The organism is Flavobacterium saccharophilum, assembly GCF_900142735.1.
Lineage (GTDB): Bacteria > Bacteroidota > Bacteroidia > Flavobacteriales > Flavobacteriaceae > Flavobacterium > Flavobacterium saccharophilum.
The window spans coordinates 327,777-343,543 of the sequence record NZ_FRBY01000006.1 but is presented as its reverse complement, the minus strand read 5'-3'; the positions used below and the strand labels follow the sequence as shown (position 1 = coordinate 343,543).

The window sequence follows — 15,767 nt, the reverse complement described above, 5'->3', positions numbered from 1 at the left end:
TTCTAACTAAATTGATTTATAAACTGCTGTACAACCGCATCAGTATTCTCATGACGTTTTTTCTTTTCCAGCTCAATTGGAGGTGCGGCTCTTTCCAAACAATTTTTTACATCACAAGTCTCACACGTAACACCGACAATTCTTTTTACAAGCGGTTTTCCTTCTATGAATTTGAATTTCTTTTTCATTGCGGGATTTATCAAAATTCCAACAGAAATACTTCGGATAGTATCATGTAAAAAAGGATCTTTTGTGGCTGATGAAAAAACCAAATATTCATTGTTGCTATGCGTATAGCTCGAAATTTGGGCATCAAAAAAATGAGGTTTATTTTGTTTGATGGCCTCGTCTATGGTTTTGACTGAAACCCATCTTCTGCAATAATGCTCGTTGGTTTCGTTGGCATGTGGTTCTTGCTGATTGGTAATGTGTAATTCTTTTTTAATCTGATAAACATCAGAACCAATTCTATGGGACATTCTTAAAAAGAATAGGTTCTTCAGATGAAAATCTTTCGGTAGTAAATTGGTTAATCTCTGGTAAAAAGATTCTGGAGAAACTTCGAAACTTTCGATCAAAGTAACAAATTCTTCCGGATTTGGTTTTTCATTATTTAAGAAGTCGTTTATTTTACCAACAACCAATTGTCTTGGTAATAATAAAGCTCCGGCAAAATAAGAAGCGTAAAAATTATGCAAAACCTGATCGAAATTATCAAATTTTATCCAGCTAAAAGTCAGTAAACGATCGGATATCTTAAGATAATTATAAGCAATTTCTTTAGCTAAAATAAAGGATCTTTGCGGATCGTCAATTTCTGTTGAAAGTAATAAGGTTTTGCTTTTCGGAACATAAATCGAGCGCAAATCGCCCAAAGCTTCCTGATCTGTAAAAGCAATTTCTGTTATCGTATAATCGTATTCTTCTTTTAGAATGGCTTCTAATTCTTCAATTGTGATTTTTGAATCTAAATTGATCTGAAAGGATTTTGAAAAGGCAATTACTTTCTCTTCTAAATCTTCAAAATAATTACTGTGCGCTTCCTGATAAGAACGCAATGCGGCCAAAAAGAAACTTTCTCTACTTAAATTATAATGTTGGGCAATTTCAATAATGGTACTGATAAAGGCATTGACTTTGGCTGGAGCATTGGCAATTATGTCGATTAAATCTGCCTCCTGGATTCCAAAAAGCTCAAGTGGAATCTCTTTTAAAATTCCTGATTTTAAGATTTCGCCAATCGGAGCGAGGTTGTTATCGAGTTTCAAAGACACCATTTGGTCGTACGGAACATCCAAATGGGAACACAAAAGCAAAATTTTATCAGTTTTTGGATATTTTTTTCCCTTTTCAATTTCGTTTAAGTACGATTTTGAAAGATTTGTCAATTTGGCTAAGCCAAAAAGGGAGAGGTTTTTTTGAGTTCGAACCTGCTTCAGTTTTAGCCCAAATATCAGCTTTATATAGTCTTTTTCGATATCCATGAATCAAATATAACCATTTAAAAAATAATCGCCAAAAAATTATTTTTAATATTTAGCGAACGTTCGCTTGTTTTGTAAAAAACTTTTTTCTAATATTGTGGTGTAGAAATTATTAGATATCAAAACGTTATGATTTAAATATTCTGAAAATGGATATAAATTGATGTAACGAAAAGATTTATTCTAAGAGAAAATAAAAACCACAGCTATGAAAAACCAATTAGAGATTACCGAGACGGCAATGGAATTTTTAGCCGAAAAGAGCCTTTCTTATCCAACTATTTGGACAGAAGAAGCAATTGTTTTTATAACAGAATTGCATCGAAAATTCGAAGCGCAACGTAAATTGTTGTTGTTACAGCGTGACCAAAAACAAGTCGCTTTGAATTTGGGTATTATGCCTTCTTTTCCTTCAGAAACCAAAACCGTCAGAGAAAGCAATTGGGTAGCTGGAGAAACTCCGAAGGATTTATTGGATCGAAGAGTGGAAATTACCGGACCAGTTGATCGTAAAATGATTATCAACGCATTGAATTCGGGAGCCAAAACTTTTATGGCCGATTTTGAAGACAGTACTTCTCCGACCTGGCAAAATTTGATGGAAGGACAAATGAACTTAATTGATGCTGTAAACAAAACGATTTCTTATGCAGATTCGGTTAAAAACAAATCGTATCAGTTAAACGAAAAAATAGCAACGCTGATTGTTCGCCCAAGAGGGTTGCATTTACCTGAAAAACATCTTTTAATTGATGGAAAAGAAGTTTCAGGGTCTTTGGTAGATTTTGGATTGTACGTGTTTCATAATCATAATAAACTTTTAGAAAACAATTCAGGACCGTATTTCTACATTCCAAAATTGGAACATTATCTGGAAGCGCGCTGGTGGAATACCGTACTTGATTTTACGGAGAATTATCTAAAATTGAAAAGAGGAACTATAAAAGTGACGGTTTTAATTGAAACGATAACGGCAAGTTTTCAGTTGGATGAAATTATCTACGAATTGAAAGAGCATATCGTTGGTCTGAATTGCGGGCGTTGGGATTATATTTTTTCTTACATCAAGAAATTCGGCAAGAATCCAAAGTTCATTGTTCCGGATCGTGATCAGGTAAACATGACTTCGCCTTTTATGAATGCCTATTCGAATTTGGTAATTCAGAGATGTCATAAAAGAGGAATTCACGCAATTGGCGGAATGGCGGCGCAAATTCCAATCAAAAATAATGAAGAAGCAAATGCTCTGGCTTTCGCAAAAGTAAAAACCGATAAAGAACGTGAAGTTCGTAACGGTCACGACGGAACCTGGGTAGCGCATCCGGATTTGGTTTCGTTGGCAAAAGCTGTTTTTGATGCCGGAATGCCAACTCCAAATCAAATTCATATTAAAAGAGAACATCGCAAAATAACGGAAGAAGATTTGCTTGAACCACCAATCGGAATCATAACACAAAATGGTGTTCGAAAAAATATCAATGTAGGAGTTTTGTATTTGGCCTCATGGCTGAACGGTCAAGGTGCCGCGGCCTTGCATAATTTGATGGAAGATGCAGCAACGGCTGAAATTTCGAGATCACAATTGTGGCAATGGCTTCAGAATAAAGTGACTTTGGATAATGACCGAAAATTAGATTTGGCCTATTATCATGAACTGGCTTTAGACGAATATCAAAAGATCAAAGTGGAATTAGGAGAAGAAAATTACGAAAAACGTCAATTTCCTTTAGCCGAAAAAGTGTTGGAAAGATTAGTGGTAAACACTGATTTCGTAGACTTTTTGACGATTCCTTGTTATAAATATCTATAAACTGAGTTTTTTAAACACATAGAAAACATAGGTTTAAAATTAAAAAAAGGATGTTTTAAAAAATCTAGATTTTCACACATAGCTATGCGTTTTTAAACAAGTGAAACGCCTTTAACCACAAAGAAAAGCTATGTTTCTATGTGTTTAAAATTTAAACTCAAACAAAAGAAAACGCTTTACTAACCAACTTAACTATATTATTTATGAAAACAACAGAAGACAGAATTCAGGAATTGATTAACGATTGGATCACGAACCCAAGATGGAAAGGCGTTGAACGTCCTTACACGGCTACAGAAGTAGTGACGCTTCAGGGTTCTTATCAAATTGAGCACTCTATTGCAAAAATGGGAGCGCAAAAATTATGGAAAAAGTTAAAAAGTCAGGATTATGTTGCTGGTTTGGGCGCATTGACAGGAAATCAGGCGATTCAGGAAGTCGATGCTGGTTTAGAAGCGATTTATTTAAGTGGCTGGCAAGTTGCGGCCGATGCAAATTTGGCAGGAGAAATGTATCCAGACCAATCGCTTTATCCGGTAAATAGTGTGCCAATGGTGGTAAAAAAGATTAATAGTGCTTTATTGAGAGCTGATCAGATTCAGGTAGTAAATGAAGTGGAAGATAAAAAAGATTATTTAGTTCCGATTGTGGCTGATGCCGAAGCTGGTTTTGGGGGAAACCTAAATGCTTTTGAACTAATGAAATCTATGATTGAAGCCGGAGCTTCTGGAGTACACTTTGAAGATCAATTGAGTTCTGCTAAAAAATGCGGGCATTTAGGCGGAAAAGTTTTGGTACCAACTCAAGAAGCAATTAATAAACTAATTGCGGCTCGTTTGGCTGCAGATGTTATGGGAGTTTCGACTTTAATCGTTGCAAGAACAGATGCGGATGCGGCTAATTTATTAACCAGCGATGCTGACCCAAGAGATCATAAATTTATTACAGGCGAAAAAACGAACGAAGGTTTTTTCTATGTAAACAGCGGTATCGATCAGGGAATTGCAAGAGGTTTGAGTTACGCACCTTATGCGGATTTAATTTGGATGGAAACTAGTAATCCGGATTTGGTTTATGCTAAAAAATTCGCCGATGCCATGCGAAAAGAATTTCCGGATAAAATGCTGGCATATAATTGTTCTCCTTCTTTCAATTGGGCAGCTAAATTATCAGTTGCTGAAATGGAAACGTTTAGAGAAGATTTGGCTGCAATGGGATATAAATTCCAGTTCATCACTTTAGCAGGTTTCCATGCTTTGAATACGAGTATGTTTGAGTTGTCTAAAGCGTACAAAGAACGCGGTATGGCAGGTTATTCTGAATTGCAGGAAAGAGAATTTGCACTACAGAAAAACGGATTCAGAGCGGTAAAACACCAGGCTTTTGTAGGGACTTCTTATTTTGATGCCGTTCAAAATACAGTAACAATAGGAAGGTCTTCAACTACAGCGATGAAACATTCTACGGAGGTTGAGCAATTTTAATTCAAAATAAAAACCAGTTCATTGAACTGGTTTTTTATGTTTTTACCATTAAGATATTAAGAGAATTAAGTCTTTGTCTTAAGTGAGAAAATTAAGCTTTGCTCTTAATTAAACTTAAAAGTTTAATGATTTTATAAATAGTTTCACTTTTTGAAAAAAGTTCGTAATTAATTGATTGCAAAAATTCTCATGTAGATATTTAGAGGGCTATACTTAATTTTCTTAATATCTTAATGGTAAAATTATTTTTATTTCTTTAAAAGCCTGGCTTTCATTTTGCTGAAAAATTCTGGTGTAACACCAATGAAAGAAGCGATTTGTTTTTGAGGAACTTTATGAACTAGTGTTCCGTATTTGGTCGTGAATTTCTCAAAACGTTCTTCGGCCGTTAAACTCAAATTATCCATTAATCTCTGCTGATTGGCAACTAAGGAATTTTCAATTAAAATTCTGAAGAAACGCTCTAATTTTGGAATATCGTGATACAATTGTTCCTGATTTTCTTTTGAAAGCGAAACTACTTCGGCATCTTCTAAAACTTCGATAAAAAGTTGTCCCGGTTTTTGCGAAAAGAAACTGTACATATCACTCATCCACCAGCCCTGACAAGCAAAGGATAAAACATGCTCGACAATATTATCGTTGATATTGAAGCTTCTTAAAATTCCGGAGTTTACAAAATAAGAATGTTTGCATACTTCGCCGGCATTTAATAAAATGGTTTTGGTTTTGTAAGTGTTGGTCTCTAATTTAGATAAAAAATGAGCCTGTTCTTCAGGTGTCAGCGAAACGTGTTTGGCAATATTTTCAAGAATTAACTCCATTATTTTTCTTTTACTAGAGTGAATGAAGTCGCTTTAAAACGATTATTTTCTACTTTCCCGGTAACGGATGCTTTACGAATCGCATTGCAAAAACCATCTTTTGCATGGGCGTCTCCATGTTCGTCAATTGTGGTTCCGTCAACAAAATAGGCTTTTCCATCAATGCGAACTGCTAAATCACAGCCATTTCCTTTCATTCCAAATTGACATTCGCCACAAGCTGTTTCAACAATTTGGGGTTTTTCAGTTGCTTTTTTATCCTGTGCCTGAGCTGCGATTGCAATAAATAGGAATAGTATAAAGAGTGCTTTTTTCATTTTTAAGAATTTACAGTTATTAATTTAGAAGTGTTTTTGGCACGTTCTACTATTTCTTCGATTGGTGTTGCTAATGAATCATGACTTAAAACAACTCCCATTCGGCGATATGGCCTTGAAGTTGGTTTTCCAAAAATCCTGAAATCAGTTTTTGGCAATGCGGCTACTTTTTCAATTCCGGTAAAAGTTGGATTCGCTGAGTCTTCTGAAGCTAAAATTACAGCGCTTGCTCCGGCTTTTTCCAAAGTAATTTCGAAAATTGGAAGACTTAAAATAGCACGCAAATGCAATTCGAATTCGTTGAAATTTTGTGTTCCGGCCAAAGTTACCATTCCGGTATCGTGTGGGCGGGGAGAAAGTTCAGAGAAATAAACGCCTTCGTTGGTTAAGAAAAATTCAACACCAAAAAGCCCTGCGCCACCAAGAGCTTCTGTGATTTTTTCGGCCATATCCTGCGCTTCGTACAAATCTTTTTCTGAAACTAAAGCCGGCTGCCAGCTTTCCTGATAATCGCCGCGTTCTTGTCTGTGTCCGATTGGCGCACAAAATAAGGTTGGATTATTATTCTGCGTAATAGTCAAAAGTGTAATCTCTGAATTAAAATCAACAAAAGCCTCTACAATAACTTCGATAACATCTCCACGCGAACCCGCAACAGCATATTGCCATGCTTTTTCGATATCGCTTTGAGTTTTTATAGTCGATTGTCCTTTTCCGGAAGAAGACATTAATGGTTTTACCACACACGGAATTCCAACTTCCTGAACGGCTTTTTGCAGTTCTTCTGCTGATGTGGCATATTGATATTTGGCCGTTTTTAATCCTAATTCTTTTGCTGCTAAATCACGAATGGCTTTACGATTCATAGTAAAGTTGGCCGCTTTCGCTGAAGGAACAACGGTTATTCCTTGTTTTTCGTAATCGTAAAATCGTTCTGTACGAATGGCTTCTATTTCGGGAACTATAAAGTCAGGTTTGTGTTTGGCTACGATTCGGTCCAGTGCTTCGCCATCAAGCATGTTTATTACCTCAAATCCGTGAGCAACCTGCATTGCCGGAGCATTTTCGTAACTATCAACAGCAATTATAGTTTGTCCGATTCGTTGTGCGGCAATGACAAATTCTTTGCCTAATTCACCTGAACCGAGGAGTAGTATTTTCATAGAGGAAGTTTGAAATTTTGGAATAGTAAAAGTAGGGAAAAATGTTTTTAACCGCAAAGTACGCTAAGAGTTTACGCGAAGGGCGCTAAGTTTTTATTTTTAAATTAAAAAAGTTCTCAAAGAATTTCTCGCAGATTTTGCAGATTCGGCAGATTTTAATATTCAGTAACCATACAGTTTGTCATTTCGACGAAGGAGAAATCCCCGCGAGGAGCTCGACAAAGATTGGCTTATTGGAACGGAGTTACTTGCGGGGATTTCTCCTTCGTCGAAATGACAAAAATTGGGAAAATAGAAGAAAAAAAGGTTCGCAAAGATTATAAAACCTTTGCGAACCTTGCGTAATCCCTTTGCGAACCTTGCGGTTAAACTATCTAGTGAAAATGATCTTCCTCAATTTCAAATTCGGCATCTTTTTCCCAAATTTCCATTTCACAAGGCTTACAGTTGAATTTTAGTTTATATTCTAATTCGCCTTGTTTTAAGACCAAAGGCTCTTTTACCTTGACACCAACAATGTCTTTTTGGTGTATAGGACATTTTTTTAATTCGTATTTGATGCAATATTTGGTTGTCATTACACGAGATTTTCCTGGATCCCATTGTAATTCGAATGCTTTTTCTATTTCGGTCACACCATGACGTTCGTAGAATTTACGAGCCGTTTTGTTCGAAACATTGTACATGAAATCTAATTTGGTTTCAGGATACGGATGTGACGTTTTTACTATTTGGTGTTCTTCGCGTTTGTAATTTTTCAAACGTATTTCGGTCAATTGATCGTAAACCGTTCTTCTCATTTCGTTGATTTTTGAAATAGGAAGGAACCAGTTTTGAGAGAACATTATATTTATTTCATTAGCTGTATAAGGTGTGAAGCCTGTTTTTGCTAATTGTGTTTTGATGTTTTCTTCGATTGATTCTCCGGTTTTAGTCTGCTCTTTTGCGTGTTCTAAATTAACGATGCTTACATTTCCGTCTTCATCGGTAGCGATTAATTCGAAACCAGTTTCATTTTCTGTAAGCAATAAAGTAGTGCTTAATTTTCGAACGGCACTATCTTCTCTTTCTACAATTTTAATGAAAGCAGCGTCATTATTTCTGTAGATGAAAGTACCGTCTTTTATTTCTTTTAGAACGTTCGGATATATTTTGCCGTTTTCTGCTTTGTTTACGTAAATTCCGTCCGCTTCGTTGTTTTCGTTGATGAAACAAAGTCCGTCACCGTTGTTTAGGAATTCACCGTTTTCGATTTCGTAAGCGTTTCCAACAGTTCTGATTAATTTACCAATATATTGACCTTTTGATTTTGGACTTTCCCAAGAACCAATAGAGCTGTGCCTTTCGTTTACAAAATAATCGGTATAACCACGGTTGAAAGTTCTGCTCAAAGAGGAATCAAAAGTATAAGTACAAGTTCCTGATGAAGCTTTCATGTATTTGTCGCTTCCTTCGCCTTCTAAATAGCTGTCTAATTTTTGACGTAAATACGATACGTTGTTTTTTACATAAACCACGTCTTTTAATCGTCCTTCGATTTTAAAGGAAACAATTCCAGCTTCGATCAAATTCGGAATCTGTTCTGAAATATCTAAATCTTTAATAGAAAGTAAGTGACTGTTTTTGATTAAAGTTTCTCCGTTTCCGTCGATTAAGTTATAAGGTAAACGACAGTTTTGAGCACAAGAACCACGGTTGGCGCTGCGTTCTCCGTTGGCCACACTCATATAACAGTTTCCGCTGAAGGAAACACATAAAGCTCCGGTTACGAAAAACTCTAACTCAACATCAGCTTCGTCGTATATTGTTTTAATTTGATGCAGGTTTAATTCGCGGGCTAAAACCACACGTTTGATCCCGGCATCTTTTAAGAATTTAATTTTATCAGCGTCACGGTTATTGGCTTGTGTGCTGGCGTGAAGTACGATAGGAGGCAAGTCCATTTCCATAATCGCCATATCCTGAATAATCAAAGCATCGACACCAATATCGTACAATTCCCAAATCATTGAGCGACACGTTTCCAGTTCGTTATCGTATAAAATGGTATTCATAACGACAAAAACCTGAGCGTTAAATAAATGCGCGTATTGCACTAAAGCGGCAACATCTTCAATAGAGTTGTTGGCATTCGAGCGGGCACCAAATTGTGGCGCACCAATATAAACGGCATCGGCTCCACTATTTATGGCAGCCATTCCACCAATTAAATCTTTTGCTGGAGCTAATATTTCAATCTTCTTCTTCATTTCTAGTACTTTAGGCTTTTGTGGTATTCACGCAAAAAAGTCTGCAAAGTTCTTATAAATATTTTGAGTTTACTAATGCTGAAGGGATTTTTTTAGAAATAGTTAACTAATATGGAATGATGATGGTTAAGATTGTATTTTTTAATCTAAAGGGAAAGTATATCCTACAGCAAATACTCCATTTGATTGTTTAGCTGCTGGATGGAAGTAGCCGGAAATGCCGATTTCGAAACTGTGTTTTCGGCCAATAGCCAATCCTAGACTAAATGGAATATGAAGTAATACATCGCTCTTGTCGAAATTAACACCAGGGGTTAAAGTTTCAAACTTACCTATTGAGGCGCCAATACCACCTTCAACAAAAGGTGCAACCCAAGGAATTGGAGCGAAAAAACGAACTTTTCCTCCAACTAAAAAAGCATTTGTTGTTACTCTGTATTGAGGCTGGTTTTGTAAGTCTGGATTTTTATCTACCGATGTAAAAATGCCGCCAACATAAGGCCTTGCACTAAACCATGAAGTTATTCCAAAAATATATTCTCCTTGTAGATAAAGTCCACCTCCCATAACATCTACTTCCTCTTGAGCGCCGTAGTTTTCAATGTAATAAGAGCCGCTGCTCGCAAAACCTATTGAGGCTTTTATAGCTTTGTCTGTTGCTTGGGCTTTTGTAAGAGTTAGAAATAAAAATATAAGAACGATGCTAATAAAGATACTGCGTAAAGGTAATGTCATGAATTTAGTTTTGGTTTAGAAATGGTTGTGACGAATGTAAGATTTATTTTTAAATTTTGATATAAAAAAAAACTACCCAGTTTTACAACCAAGTAGCTTTCGTCTCAAAAAAAATAGCATCAATTATTATGACGATCTTTTCGTTTTAATTTTATCCAATGTACTTTGGATGCTGTTTAATTGTTTTGAAATAATTGCAATTTGACTTCCGTCCAATTGGTTTTTCTCAAGTGCCATTTTGTATTTTTCAACAGCAGCTTCTTCTCCGGTAATACAAGCATTAATAATTGCTTCTGTATCTCCACCAGTAAAAGATGATTTGATGTCAATCCAGGTACGGTGCAAAGCTCCTAACGGACCTCCGCCTGAAGTATCTGTAGATTTTCCCAGTTTATTGATTTGATCTTGTAATTCAACTATGAATAAAGCTCTTTCGCGGGCGTACTCTAAAAAATCAGCTTTGATAATCAGATCTTCTACGTGTTCTGCTGCATTGGTATATCCTAGTTTCCCGTCTTCCAAAATAGAAATTAATCCTTCTAAAGTATTAACTGCTTCTGTTGTGGTTTCTTCTGTATGTATCATAACTTTTAATTTTTAAATTAATGTATAATACAAAGTTGGGATTTTAATTGCCGTATGTCTTATAGAATTATAGTGTCATTTTATAAGATTGTGGAATGGGAATTTTGTAAGAGAAATTTGTGTTAGACAGCGCTTGAAACATTATTTTGAAATGAAACTTCTCGTTGACCGTTTTGGGTTAGGGATAGAAGTGGAAATCCTTTTGTGTAATGGAATGGAACAAAAGATTGAAGCGGATAGCCCGGCCGGAGGCAACCCCATAAAAAAACAGCTTAAAGTATAAAGTGATGAAACTTTGAACCTTAAGCCGTTTTAATAAACTTATTTATATTTTTATAGCGTCAAAGCTTCTTTGATTCTGCGTAATGCTTCTTTTAAAATATCATCGCTTGTCGCGTAAGAAAAACGAATACAATTTGGGTTTCCGAAAGCGTCACCTGTTACAGTTGCTACGTTAGCCTCAGCTAAAAGATACATTGAAACGTCGTTTGCATCTTTAATTTCAGTTCCTCTTAATGTTTTTCCGAAGAAAGAAGAAACGTCTGGGAATACGTAAAATGCTCCTTCAGGAACGTTGATTTTTACACCAGGAATTTCTTTTAATAATCCAACTACTAAATCTCTACGAGTGTGGAAAGCTTGAACCATGTGGTTTAATACGCTTGGATCAGCATCTACAGCTGTAATTGTAGCACGTTGCGCTACAGAGTTTGCTCCTGAAGTTACTTGTCCCTGAATTTTTGTACATGCTTTTGCAATGAATTCCGGTGCTCCGATGTAACCAATTCTGTATCCTGTCATGGCGAATGCTTTTGCAACTCCGTTAACCGTGATTGTTTTTTCTAACATTCCAGGGATTGAACCGATACTGCAGAAAGTGCCTGAGAAATTGATGTGCTCATAAATCTCATCAGCCACTACATAGATATTTGGGTATTTTTCTAAAACTTTTGCAAGCGCTGTTAACTCTTCTCTGCTGTAAACAGACCCTGAAGGATTACAAGGCGAACTGAACCACATCATTTTTGTTTTTGGTGTGATTGCAGCTTCTAATTGTTCTGGAGTGATTTTGAAATCAGTATCTACAGAAGTTGGAACTTCAACCGGAACTCCGCCTGAAAGTTTTACAATTTCGAAATAAGATACCCAGTACGGTGCTGGTAAGATAACCTCGTCACCATCGTTTAACATTACTTGCGCAATGTTGTATAAAGATTGTTTTGCTCCTGTAGAAACTACGATTTGAGTTGGTTTGTACTCTAATCCGTTGTCTCTTTTAAATTTTCTTGAGATTGCTTCTCTCAATTCTAAATAACCTTCTACTGGAGAATATGTGCTATAATTTTCGTCAACTGCTTTCTTAACAGCTTCTTTAATAAAGTCTGGTGTATTGAAATCTGGTTCACCTAAACTTAAACTGATAATGTCTTTTCCTTGTGCTTTTAATTCGCGTGCTAAAGCGGCCATTGCTAAAGTTTGTGAGGTCGCTAAGTTGTTGATTCTGTCCGAAAGAATATGATTCATTATGAAAATTTTGAATGTCCTTAATTTCAACTTTAATTAAGGAAGGTTAATTATTAATAGATTTTTTATGCTAGTTCAGGTTTCATTCCAAGATCACGCAAATGCTTAAAGTGAGCAATTACGGCATCTGTCATAGTTCTGTATTCGTAATAAGGTAAGTTGCATTCTTTTGCAGTTTCTTTTACAATTTTTGCGATTTTACCATAATGAATATGACTGATATTTGGAAAAATATGGTGTTCGATTTGGTGGTTCAATCCGCCAGTATACCAGTTTACGATTGCATTTTTAGGCGCAAAATTAGTAGTGGTAAACAATTGGTGAATGGCCCAGGTATTGTCCATTTCGCCTAATTCGTTTGGAGATGGATTTGTAGTTTCTTCTACAACGTGTGCTAATTGAAATACAACGCTTAAAATTAATCCTGCGGTGTAATGCATGATGAAGAAACCAATTAGAACTTTCCACCATGTAATTCCGATAACCATTGGAAGAACAATCCAGATAGAAACATAAATTACTTTAGTGATAATTAAAGTTGTCCAAAGAATTTTTGGGCTTTTTGGTTCTCCGTAAGATAATTTTCTTTTTAAGTAACTTCTCATTTGCTTAAAATCGGTTGTAATCGCCCAATTGAAAGTCAATAACCCGTATAAGAAAACAGAATAATAATGTTGAAAACGGTGAAAGCTATGCCATTTTGCATCTTTTGTAAAACGGATAATTCTTCCGGCATCTAAATCTTCATCGTGTCCGGGAATATTAGTATAAGTATGGTGTAATACATTATGTTGTACCTGCCAGTTGTAAACGTTTCCTGCGAGAACATAAATAGTTCCCCCCATAAATTTGTTGATCCAGTTTTTAGTTGAAAATGAACCGTGATTTCCATCGTGCATTACGTTCATTCCAACTCCTGCCATTCCAATTCCGATAACGATTGACAAAAGCAACATTACCCAAAACGGCATATCAAGCGTAAGGATTAAAAAGTAGGGTGTTAAAAAAACAGCGAATAGAATAACCGCTTTTAAATGTAACTTCCAATTTCCAGTTTTCTGAATATTATTCTCTTTGAAGTAATTGTTTACCCGAGAGTTAAGTGTTCTGAAAAATTTCAGATTGTCTTGCCTTGCAAATGTAGGTGCAGTGTTATTCATAATTATTTTAAATAGGTTTCAAAGGTAATTATTATAAATTCTCAATTTGCAAAATTGAGTTAAATATTTCAATCGTAAAGTAGTACTTTTGTTAAAAATTTAGAGCAATGGATGAGATATTGAAATATTTTCCGGATTTGACCGAACTTCAGATCGAACAATTTCAAAAATTAGACTTTTTATACCACGATTGGAATGAAAAAATCAATGTAATTTCTAGAAAAGACATTGATGCCTTATATACAAAACACATTTTGCATTCGCTTGGAATCGCAAAAATCATGAAGTTCGAACCCGGCGCAACTGTTTTGGATGTTGGAACAGGCGGAGGTTTTCCTGGAATTCCGTTAGCGATTCTTTTTCCGGAAACACGTTTTTATCTAATTGATGTTATTGCAAAGAAAATAAAAGTGGTTCAGGGTGTTGTTGATGCATTAGAATTAAAAAATGTAAAAGCAGAACAAAAACGTGCCGAATTGGTAAAAGGGGATTTCGATTTTATCGTGAGCCGTGCCGTGACTAACATGCCGGATTTTGTTTCGTGGATAAAAGATAAAATCAAAAAACAGCACAAACACACTTTAAAAAATGGAATCCTTTATCTTAAAGGTGGAGATTTAACAGAAGAATTGGCTGCTTTTCCTAAAGCAACTCTATATGATTTGGCTGATATTTTTGAAGATGAGTTTTTTGAAACCAAAAAAGTCGTGCATTTACCTTTGAAGTTTCAGCCTTAGAAAAAAGTTTTTTTGTTTCAGGTTTCAGGTTGTTGGGACTTGTTGAAAATAGAAAATCCGGATCTTTCATTAAGATTCGGATTTTTTGTTTTTAGAATGTTTTTGATGCAGATTTATTTGTTTAATTTTAAATACTATTAGTTCCAATCTAAAATTTTAAAATATGAAAAATACGTTTTGCAAAATTGCTTTTATGACTGTACTAGCTGTTTCGAATGCGTTTTGCCAAAATAAGGTATCAAAAGAAATAGAAAAAAACGATACAAAAGAAGCGGTTTCTAAGCTTGTTCCTTTAAAGGAAAGAGTTTTGACGGCCGAAGAGCAAAAAGCGCTAACACCAGATTATGTTATTCAGAGTCTGAAGGATGGTAATAAGCGCTATATGAAAAATGATTTGACTTTAAGAGATCATTCTGCCTTAGTTCGTGACGCATCACAAGGCCAATATCCAAAGGCTGTTATTATTTCGTGTCTGGATAGCCGTGTTCCTGTTGGAGATGTTTTTGACAAAGGAATTGGAGATCTTTTCGTTGGACGTGTAGCGGGAAATTTCGTAAATGAAGATTTGTTAGGAAGTGCTGAGTATGGTTGTAAAGTTTCGGGCGCTAAGCTTGTTTTGGTTTTAGGTCATGAATCCTGTGGTGCAATAAAATCGGCAATTGATGATGTTAAGATGGGAAATATAACAGCAATGCTTGCTAAAATAAAACCTGCTATTGCAAAGTCGCAAGATTTTAAAGGAGAAAAAAAATCTAAGAATTCCGAATTTGTAGAATATGTTGCCAAAAATAATGTCCTTCAAACTATTGAAACAATAAGAGCGCAAAGTCCGATTTTAAAAGAAATGGAAGATAAGGGTGAAATTAAAATTATTGGAGGTTATTATGATCTTCACACTGGAGAAGTAATTTTTCTCTAAAGTAGAAAATATAAAAAAGTAAAAGCCGAATCTAAATGTGGATTCGGCTTTTACTTTTTATTTTAAAACAGCTGTATTTAAATAATCCAGCCAGTTTTCTTTATAACTATTTCCAATTGGAATTTCTACATCATTTATTTCTACATCATTTTTAGAATACGCCGTTAGTTTTTTAGTCTGAATAATAAAAGAGCGATGAATGCGAATAAAATTGGAGTTTAATAATTTTTCAAAAATCGAAATATTCTGTTTTATATGATGGGATTTGCTGTTTTCCAGATGAATTGTAATATAATCTTTCAAACTTTCGATGTACAAAATCTCGTCAAAAATAATCTTAATGTTTTTACTGCCGCTTGTCACAAAAATGTGATCTTCAGTTGTTGAAGCAATTTCTTTTTTTGGAAGCTGCATTTGCTTGAATTTTTCAACTGAAACAAAAAAGCGATCAAAAGTAATAGGCTTCAGAAGGTAATCAATTACATTGAGTTCATATCCTTCGATTGCATATTCTCTATAAGCCGTTGTGAAAATTACTTTAGGCGGATTTTTTAGTTTTTTCAAAAAATCATTTCCCTTCAATAAAGGCATTTCAATATCCAGAAAAATTAAATCGACAGTATTCGTTTCCAGAAAAGTATAAGCTTTAAGCGCATTATCAAAACAGTCGATTAAATCAAAATTTTCGAAATGGCTTAAATGTGAAGTAATTAATTCTCTTGCCAAAGGTTCGTCGTCAACAATAATGCATTTGTATTTCATTCAACAAGAATCAA

General features: G+C 35.3%; 15 protein-coding genes. 5 read left to right on the top strand and 10 right to left on the bottom strand.

Translation table 11 applies throughout. The features are described from left to right. Nucleotides 1-2: 2 nt before the first annotated feature. The gene (locus BUA98_RS19995; RefSeq protein WP_072975374.1) at nt 3-1,484 is read right to left on the bottom strand and encodes a helix-turn-helix domain-containing protein; all 1,482 of its coding nucleotides are present in this window, start codon (nt 1,482-1,484) and stop codon (nt 3-5) included. Between the two features lie 208 nt (nt 1,485-1,692). Between BUA98_RS19995 and aceB the strand changes: the two genes are divergently transcribed. Both aceB and aceA read left to right on the top strand, forming a co-directional pair. Continuing rightward, a complete protein-coding gene (gene aceB, locus BUA98_RS19990) occupies nt 1,693-3,294 on the top strand; it encodes a malate synthase A (protein ID WP_072975372.1) in 1,602 nt (533 codons plus the stop codon). Between the two features lie 203 nt (nt 3,295-3,497). Continuing rightward, nucleotides 3,498-4,778: an isocitrate lyase gene (gene aceA, locus BUA98_RS19985; protein ID WP_072975370.1), complete on the top strand. Its 1,281-nt coding sequence runs from the start codon at nt 3,498-3,500 to the stop codon at nt 4,776-4,778. Nucleotides 4,779-5,026: 248 nt separating this feature from the next. Here aceA and BUA98_RS19980 read toward each other — a convergent pair whose 3' ends face one another. The 6 genes from BUA98_RS19980 to BUA98_RS19955 all read right to left on the bottom strand — a co-directional run bounded on the left by BUA98_RS19980 (nt 5,027) and on the right by BUA98_RS19955 (nt 10,651). Continuing rightward, the gene (locus BUA98_RS19980; protein WP_072975369.1) at nt 5,027-5,602 is read right to left on the bottom strand and encodes a Crp/Fnr family transcriptional regulator; all 576 of its coding nucleotides are present in this window, start codon (nt 5,600-5,602) and stop codon (nt 5,027-5,029) included. Next, the gene (locus BUA98_RS19975) at nt 5,602-5,919 is read right to left on the bottom strand and encodes a DUF6370 family protein (protein WP_086065463.1); all 318 of its coding nucleotides are present in this window, start codon (nt 5,917-5,919) and stop codon (nt 5,602-5,604) included. The genes BUA98_RS19980 and BUA98_RS19975 overlap by 1 nt, the downstream gene beginning before the upstream one ends. Before the next feature lie 2 nt (nt 5,920-5,921). After that, nucleotides 5,922-7,082, bottom strand: coding sequence for a formate-dependent phosphoribosylglycinamide formyltransferase (gene purT / locus BUA98_RS19970; RefSeq protein ID WP_072975367.1), 1,161 nt, complete (start codon nt 7,080-7,082; stop codon nt 5,922-5,924). A 374-nt stretch (nt 7,083-7,456) separates the two neighbouring features. Beyond that, nucleotides 7,457-9,331 carry a peptidase U32 family protein gene (locus BUA98_RS19965; RefSeq protein WP_072975366.1) on the bottom strand — a complete coding sequence of 625 codons (1,875 nt, stop codon included), beginning with the start codon at nt 9,329-9,331 and terminating at the stop codon, nt 7,457-7,459. A gap of 141 nt (nt 9,332-9,472) precedes the next feature. Further along, nucleotides 9,473-10,066, bottom strand: coding sequence for a hypothetical protein (locus BUA98_RS19960; RefSeq protein WP_072975365.1), 594 nt, complete (start codon nt 10,064-10,066; stop codon nt 9,473-9,475). A gap of 126 nt (nt 10,067-10,192) precedes the next feature. After that, entirely contained in the window at nt 10,193-10,651 is a 459-nt protein-coding gene (locus tag BUA98_RS19955; protein WP_072975363.1) for a ferritin-like domain-containing protein, read from the bottom strand. 151 nt (nt 10,652-10,802) lie between these two features. On the opposite strand from BUA98_RS19955, the gene BUA98_RS22610 reads away from it, so the two are divergent. Continuing rightward, entirely contained in the window at nt 10,803-10,934 is a 132-nt protein-coding gene (locus BUA98_RS22610) for a hypothetical protein (RefSeq protein WP_262987441.1), read from the top strand. A 50-nt stretch (nt 10,935-10,984) separates the two neighbouring features. Here BUA98_RS22610 and BUA98_RS19950 read toward each other — a convergent pair whose 3' ends face one another. Both BUA98_RS19950 and BUA98_RS19945 read right to left on the bottom strand, forming a co-directional pair. Beyond that, entirely contained in the window at nt 10,985-12,175 is a 1,191-nt protein-coding gene (locus BUA98_RS19950; protein ID WP_072975362.1) for a pyridoxal phosphate-dependent aminotransferase, read from the bottom strand. A gap of 65 nt (nt 12,176-12,240) precedes the next feature. Continuing rightward, nucleotides 12,241-13,335, bottom strand: coding sequence for a fatty acid desaturase family protein (locus BUA98_RS19945; protein ID WP_072975360.1), 1,095 nt, complete (start codon nt 13,333-13,335; stop codon nt 12,241-12,243). Nucleotides 13,336-13,442: 107 nt separating this feature from the next. Between BUA98_RS19945 and rsmG the strand changes: the two genes are divergently transcribed. Together rsmG and BUA98_RS19935 are read left to right on the top strand one after the other, a co-directional pair. Next, nucleotides 13,443-14,072, top strand: coding sequence for a 16S rRNA (guanine(527)-N(7))-methyltransferase RsmG (gene rsmG / locus BUA98_RS19940; protein WP_072975359.1), 630 nt, complete (start codon nt 13,443-13,445; stop codon nt 14,070-14,072). Nucleotides 14,073-14,235: 163 nt separating this feature from the next. Further along, complete coding sequence (locus BUA98_RS19935; RefSeq protein WP_072975357.1) at nt 14,236-14,991, top strand: carbonic anhydrase family protein; 756 nt, start codon at nt 14,236-14,238, stop codon at nt 14,989-14,991. Nucleotides 14,992-15,048: 57 nt separating this feature from the next. Here the strand turns inward: BUA98_RS19935 and BUA98_RS19930 are convergent, their stop codons facing one another. After that, nucleotides 15,049-15,753: a LytR/AlgR family response regulator transcription factor gene (locus BUA98_RS19930; protein ID WP_072975355.1), complete on the bottom strand. Its 705-nt coding sequence runs from the start codon at nt 15,751-15,753 to the stop codon at nt 15,049-15,051. Nucleotides 15,754-15,767: the final 14 nt, after the last annotated feature.

What these genes read in the sequence shown, in the direction of transcription:
- BUA98_RS19935 (WP_072975357.1), top strand. Translation starts at nt 14,236, where the DNA reads ATGAAAAATACGTTTTGCAAAATTGCTTTTATGACTGTACTAGCTGTT.
- rsmG (WP_072975359.1), top strand. Translation starts at nt 13,443, where the DNA reads ATGGATGAGATATTGAAATATTTTCCGGATTTGACCGAACTTCAGATC.
- BUA98_RS19945 (WP_072975360.1), bottom strand. Translation starts at nt 13,335, where the DNA reads ATGAATAACACTGCACCTACATTTGCAAGGCAAGACAATCTGAAATTT.
- BUA98_RS22610 (WP_262987441.1), top strand. Translation starts at nt 10,803, where the DNA reads ATGAAACTTCTCGTTGACCGTTTTGGGTTAGGGATAGAAGTGGAAATC.
- BUA98_RS19950 (WP_072975362.1), bottom strand. Translation starts at nt 12,175, where the DNA reads ATGAATCATATTCTTTCGGACAGAATCAACAACTTAGCGACCTCACAA.
- BUA98_RS19930 (WP_072975355.1), bottom strand. Translation starts at nt 15,753, where the DNA reads ATGAAATACAAATGCATTATTGTTGACGACGAACCTTTGGCAAGAGAA.
- purT (WP_072975367.1), bottom strand. Translation starts at nt 7,082, where the DNA reads ATGAAAATACTACTCCTCGGTTCAGGTGAATTAGGCAAAGAATTTGTC.
- BUA98_RS19980 (WP_072975369.1), bottom strand. Translation starts at nt 5,602, where the DNA reads ATGGAGTTAATTCTTGAAAATATTGCCAAACACGTTTCGCTGACACCT.
- aceA (WP_072975370.1), top strand. Translation starts at nt 3,498, where the DNA reads ATGAAAACAACAGAAGACAGAATTCAGGAATTGATTAACGATTGGATC.
- BUA98_RS19995 (WP_072975374.1), bottom strand. Translation starts at nt 1,484, where the DNA reads ATGGATATCGAAAAAGACTATATAAAGCTGATATTTGGGCTAAAACTG.
- aceB (WP_072975372.1), top strand. Translation starts at nt 1,693, where the DNA reads ATGAAAAACCAATTAGAGATTACCGAGACGGCAATGGAATTTTTAGCC.
- BUA98_RS19965 (WP_072975366.1), bottom strand. Translation starts at nt 9,331, where the DNA reads ATGAAGAAGAAGATTGAAATATTAGCTCCAGCAAAAGATTTAATTGGT.
- BUA98_RS19955 (WP_072975363.1), bottom strand. Translation starts at nt 10,651, where the DNA reads ATGATACATACAGAAGAAACCACAACAGAAGCAGTTAATACTTTAGAA.
- BUA98_RS19960 (WP_072975365.1), bottom strand. Translation starts at nt 10,066, where the DNA reads ATGACATTACCTTTACGCAGTATCTTTATTAGCATCGTTCTTATATTT.
- BUA98_RS19975 (WP_086065463.1), bottom strand. Translation starts at nt 5,919, where the DNA reads ATGAAAAAAGCACTCTTTATACTATTCCTATTTATTGCAATCGCAGCT.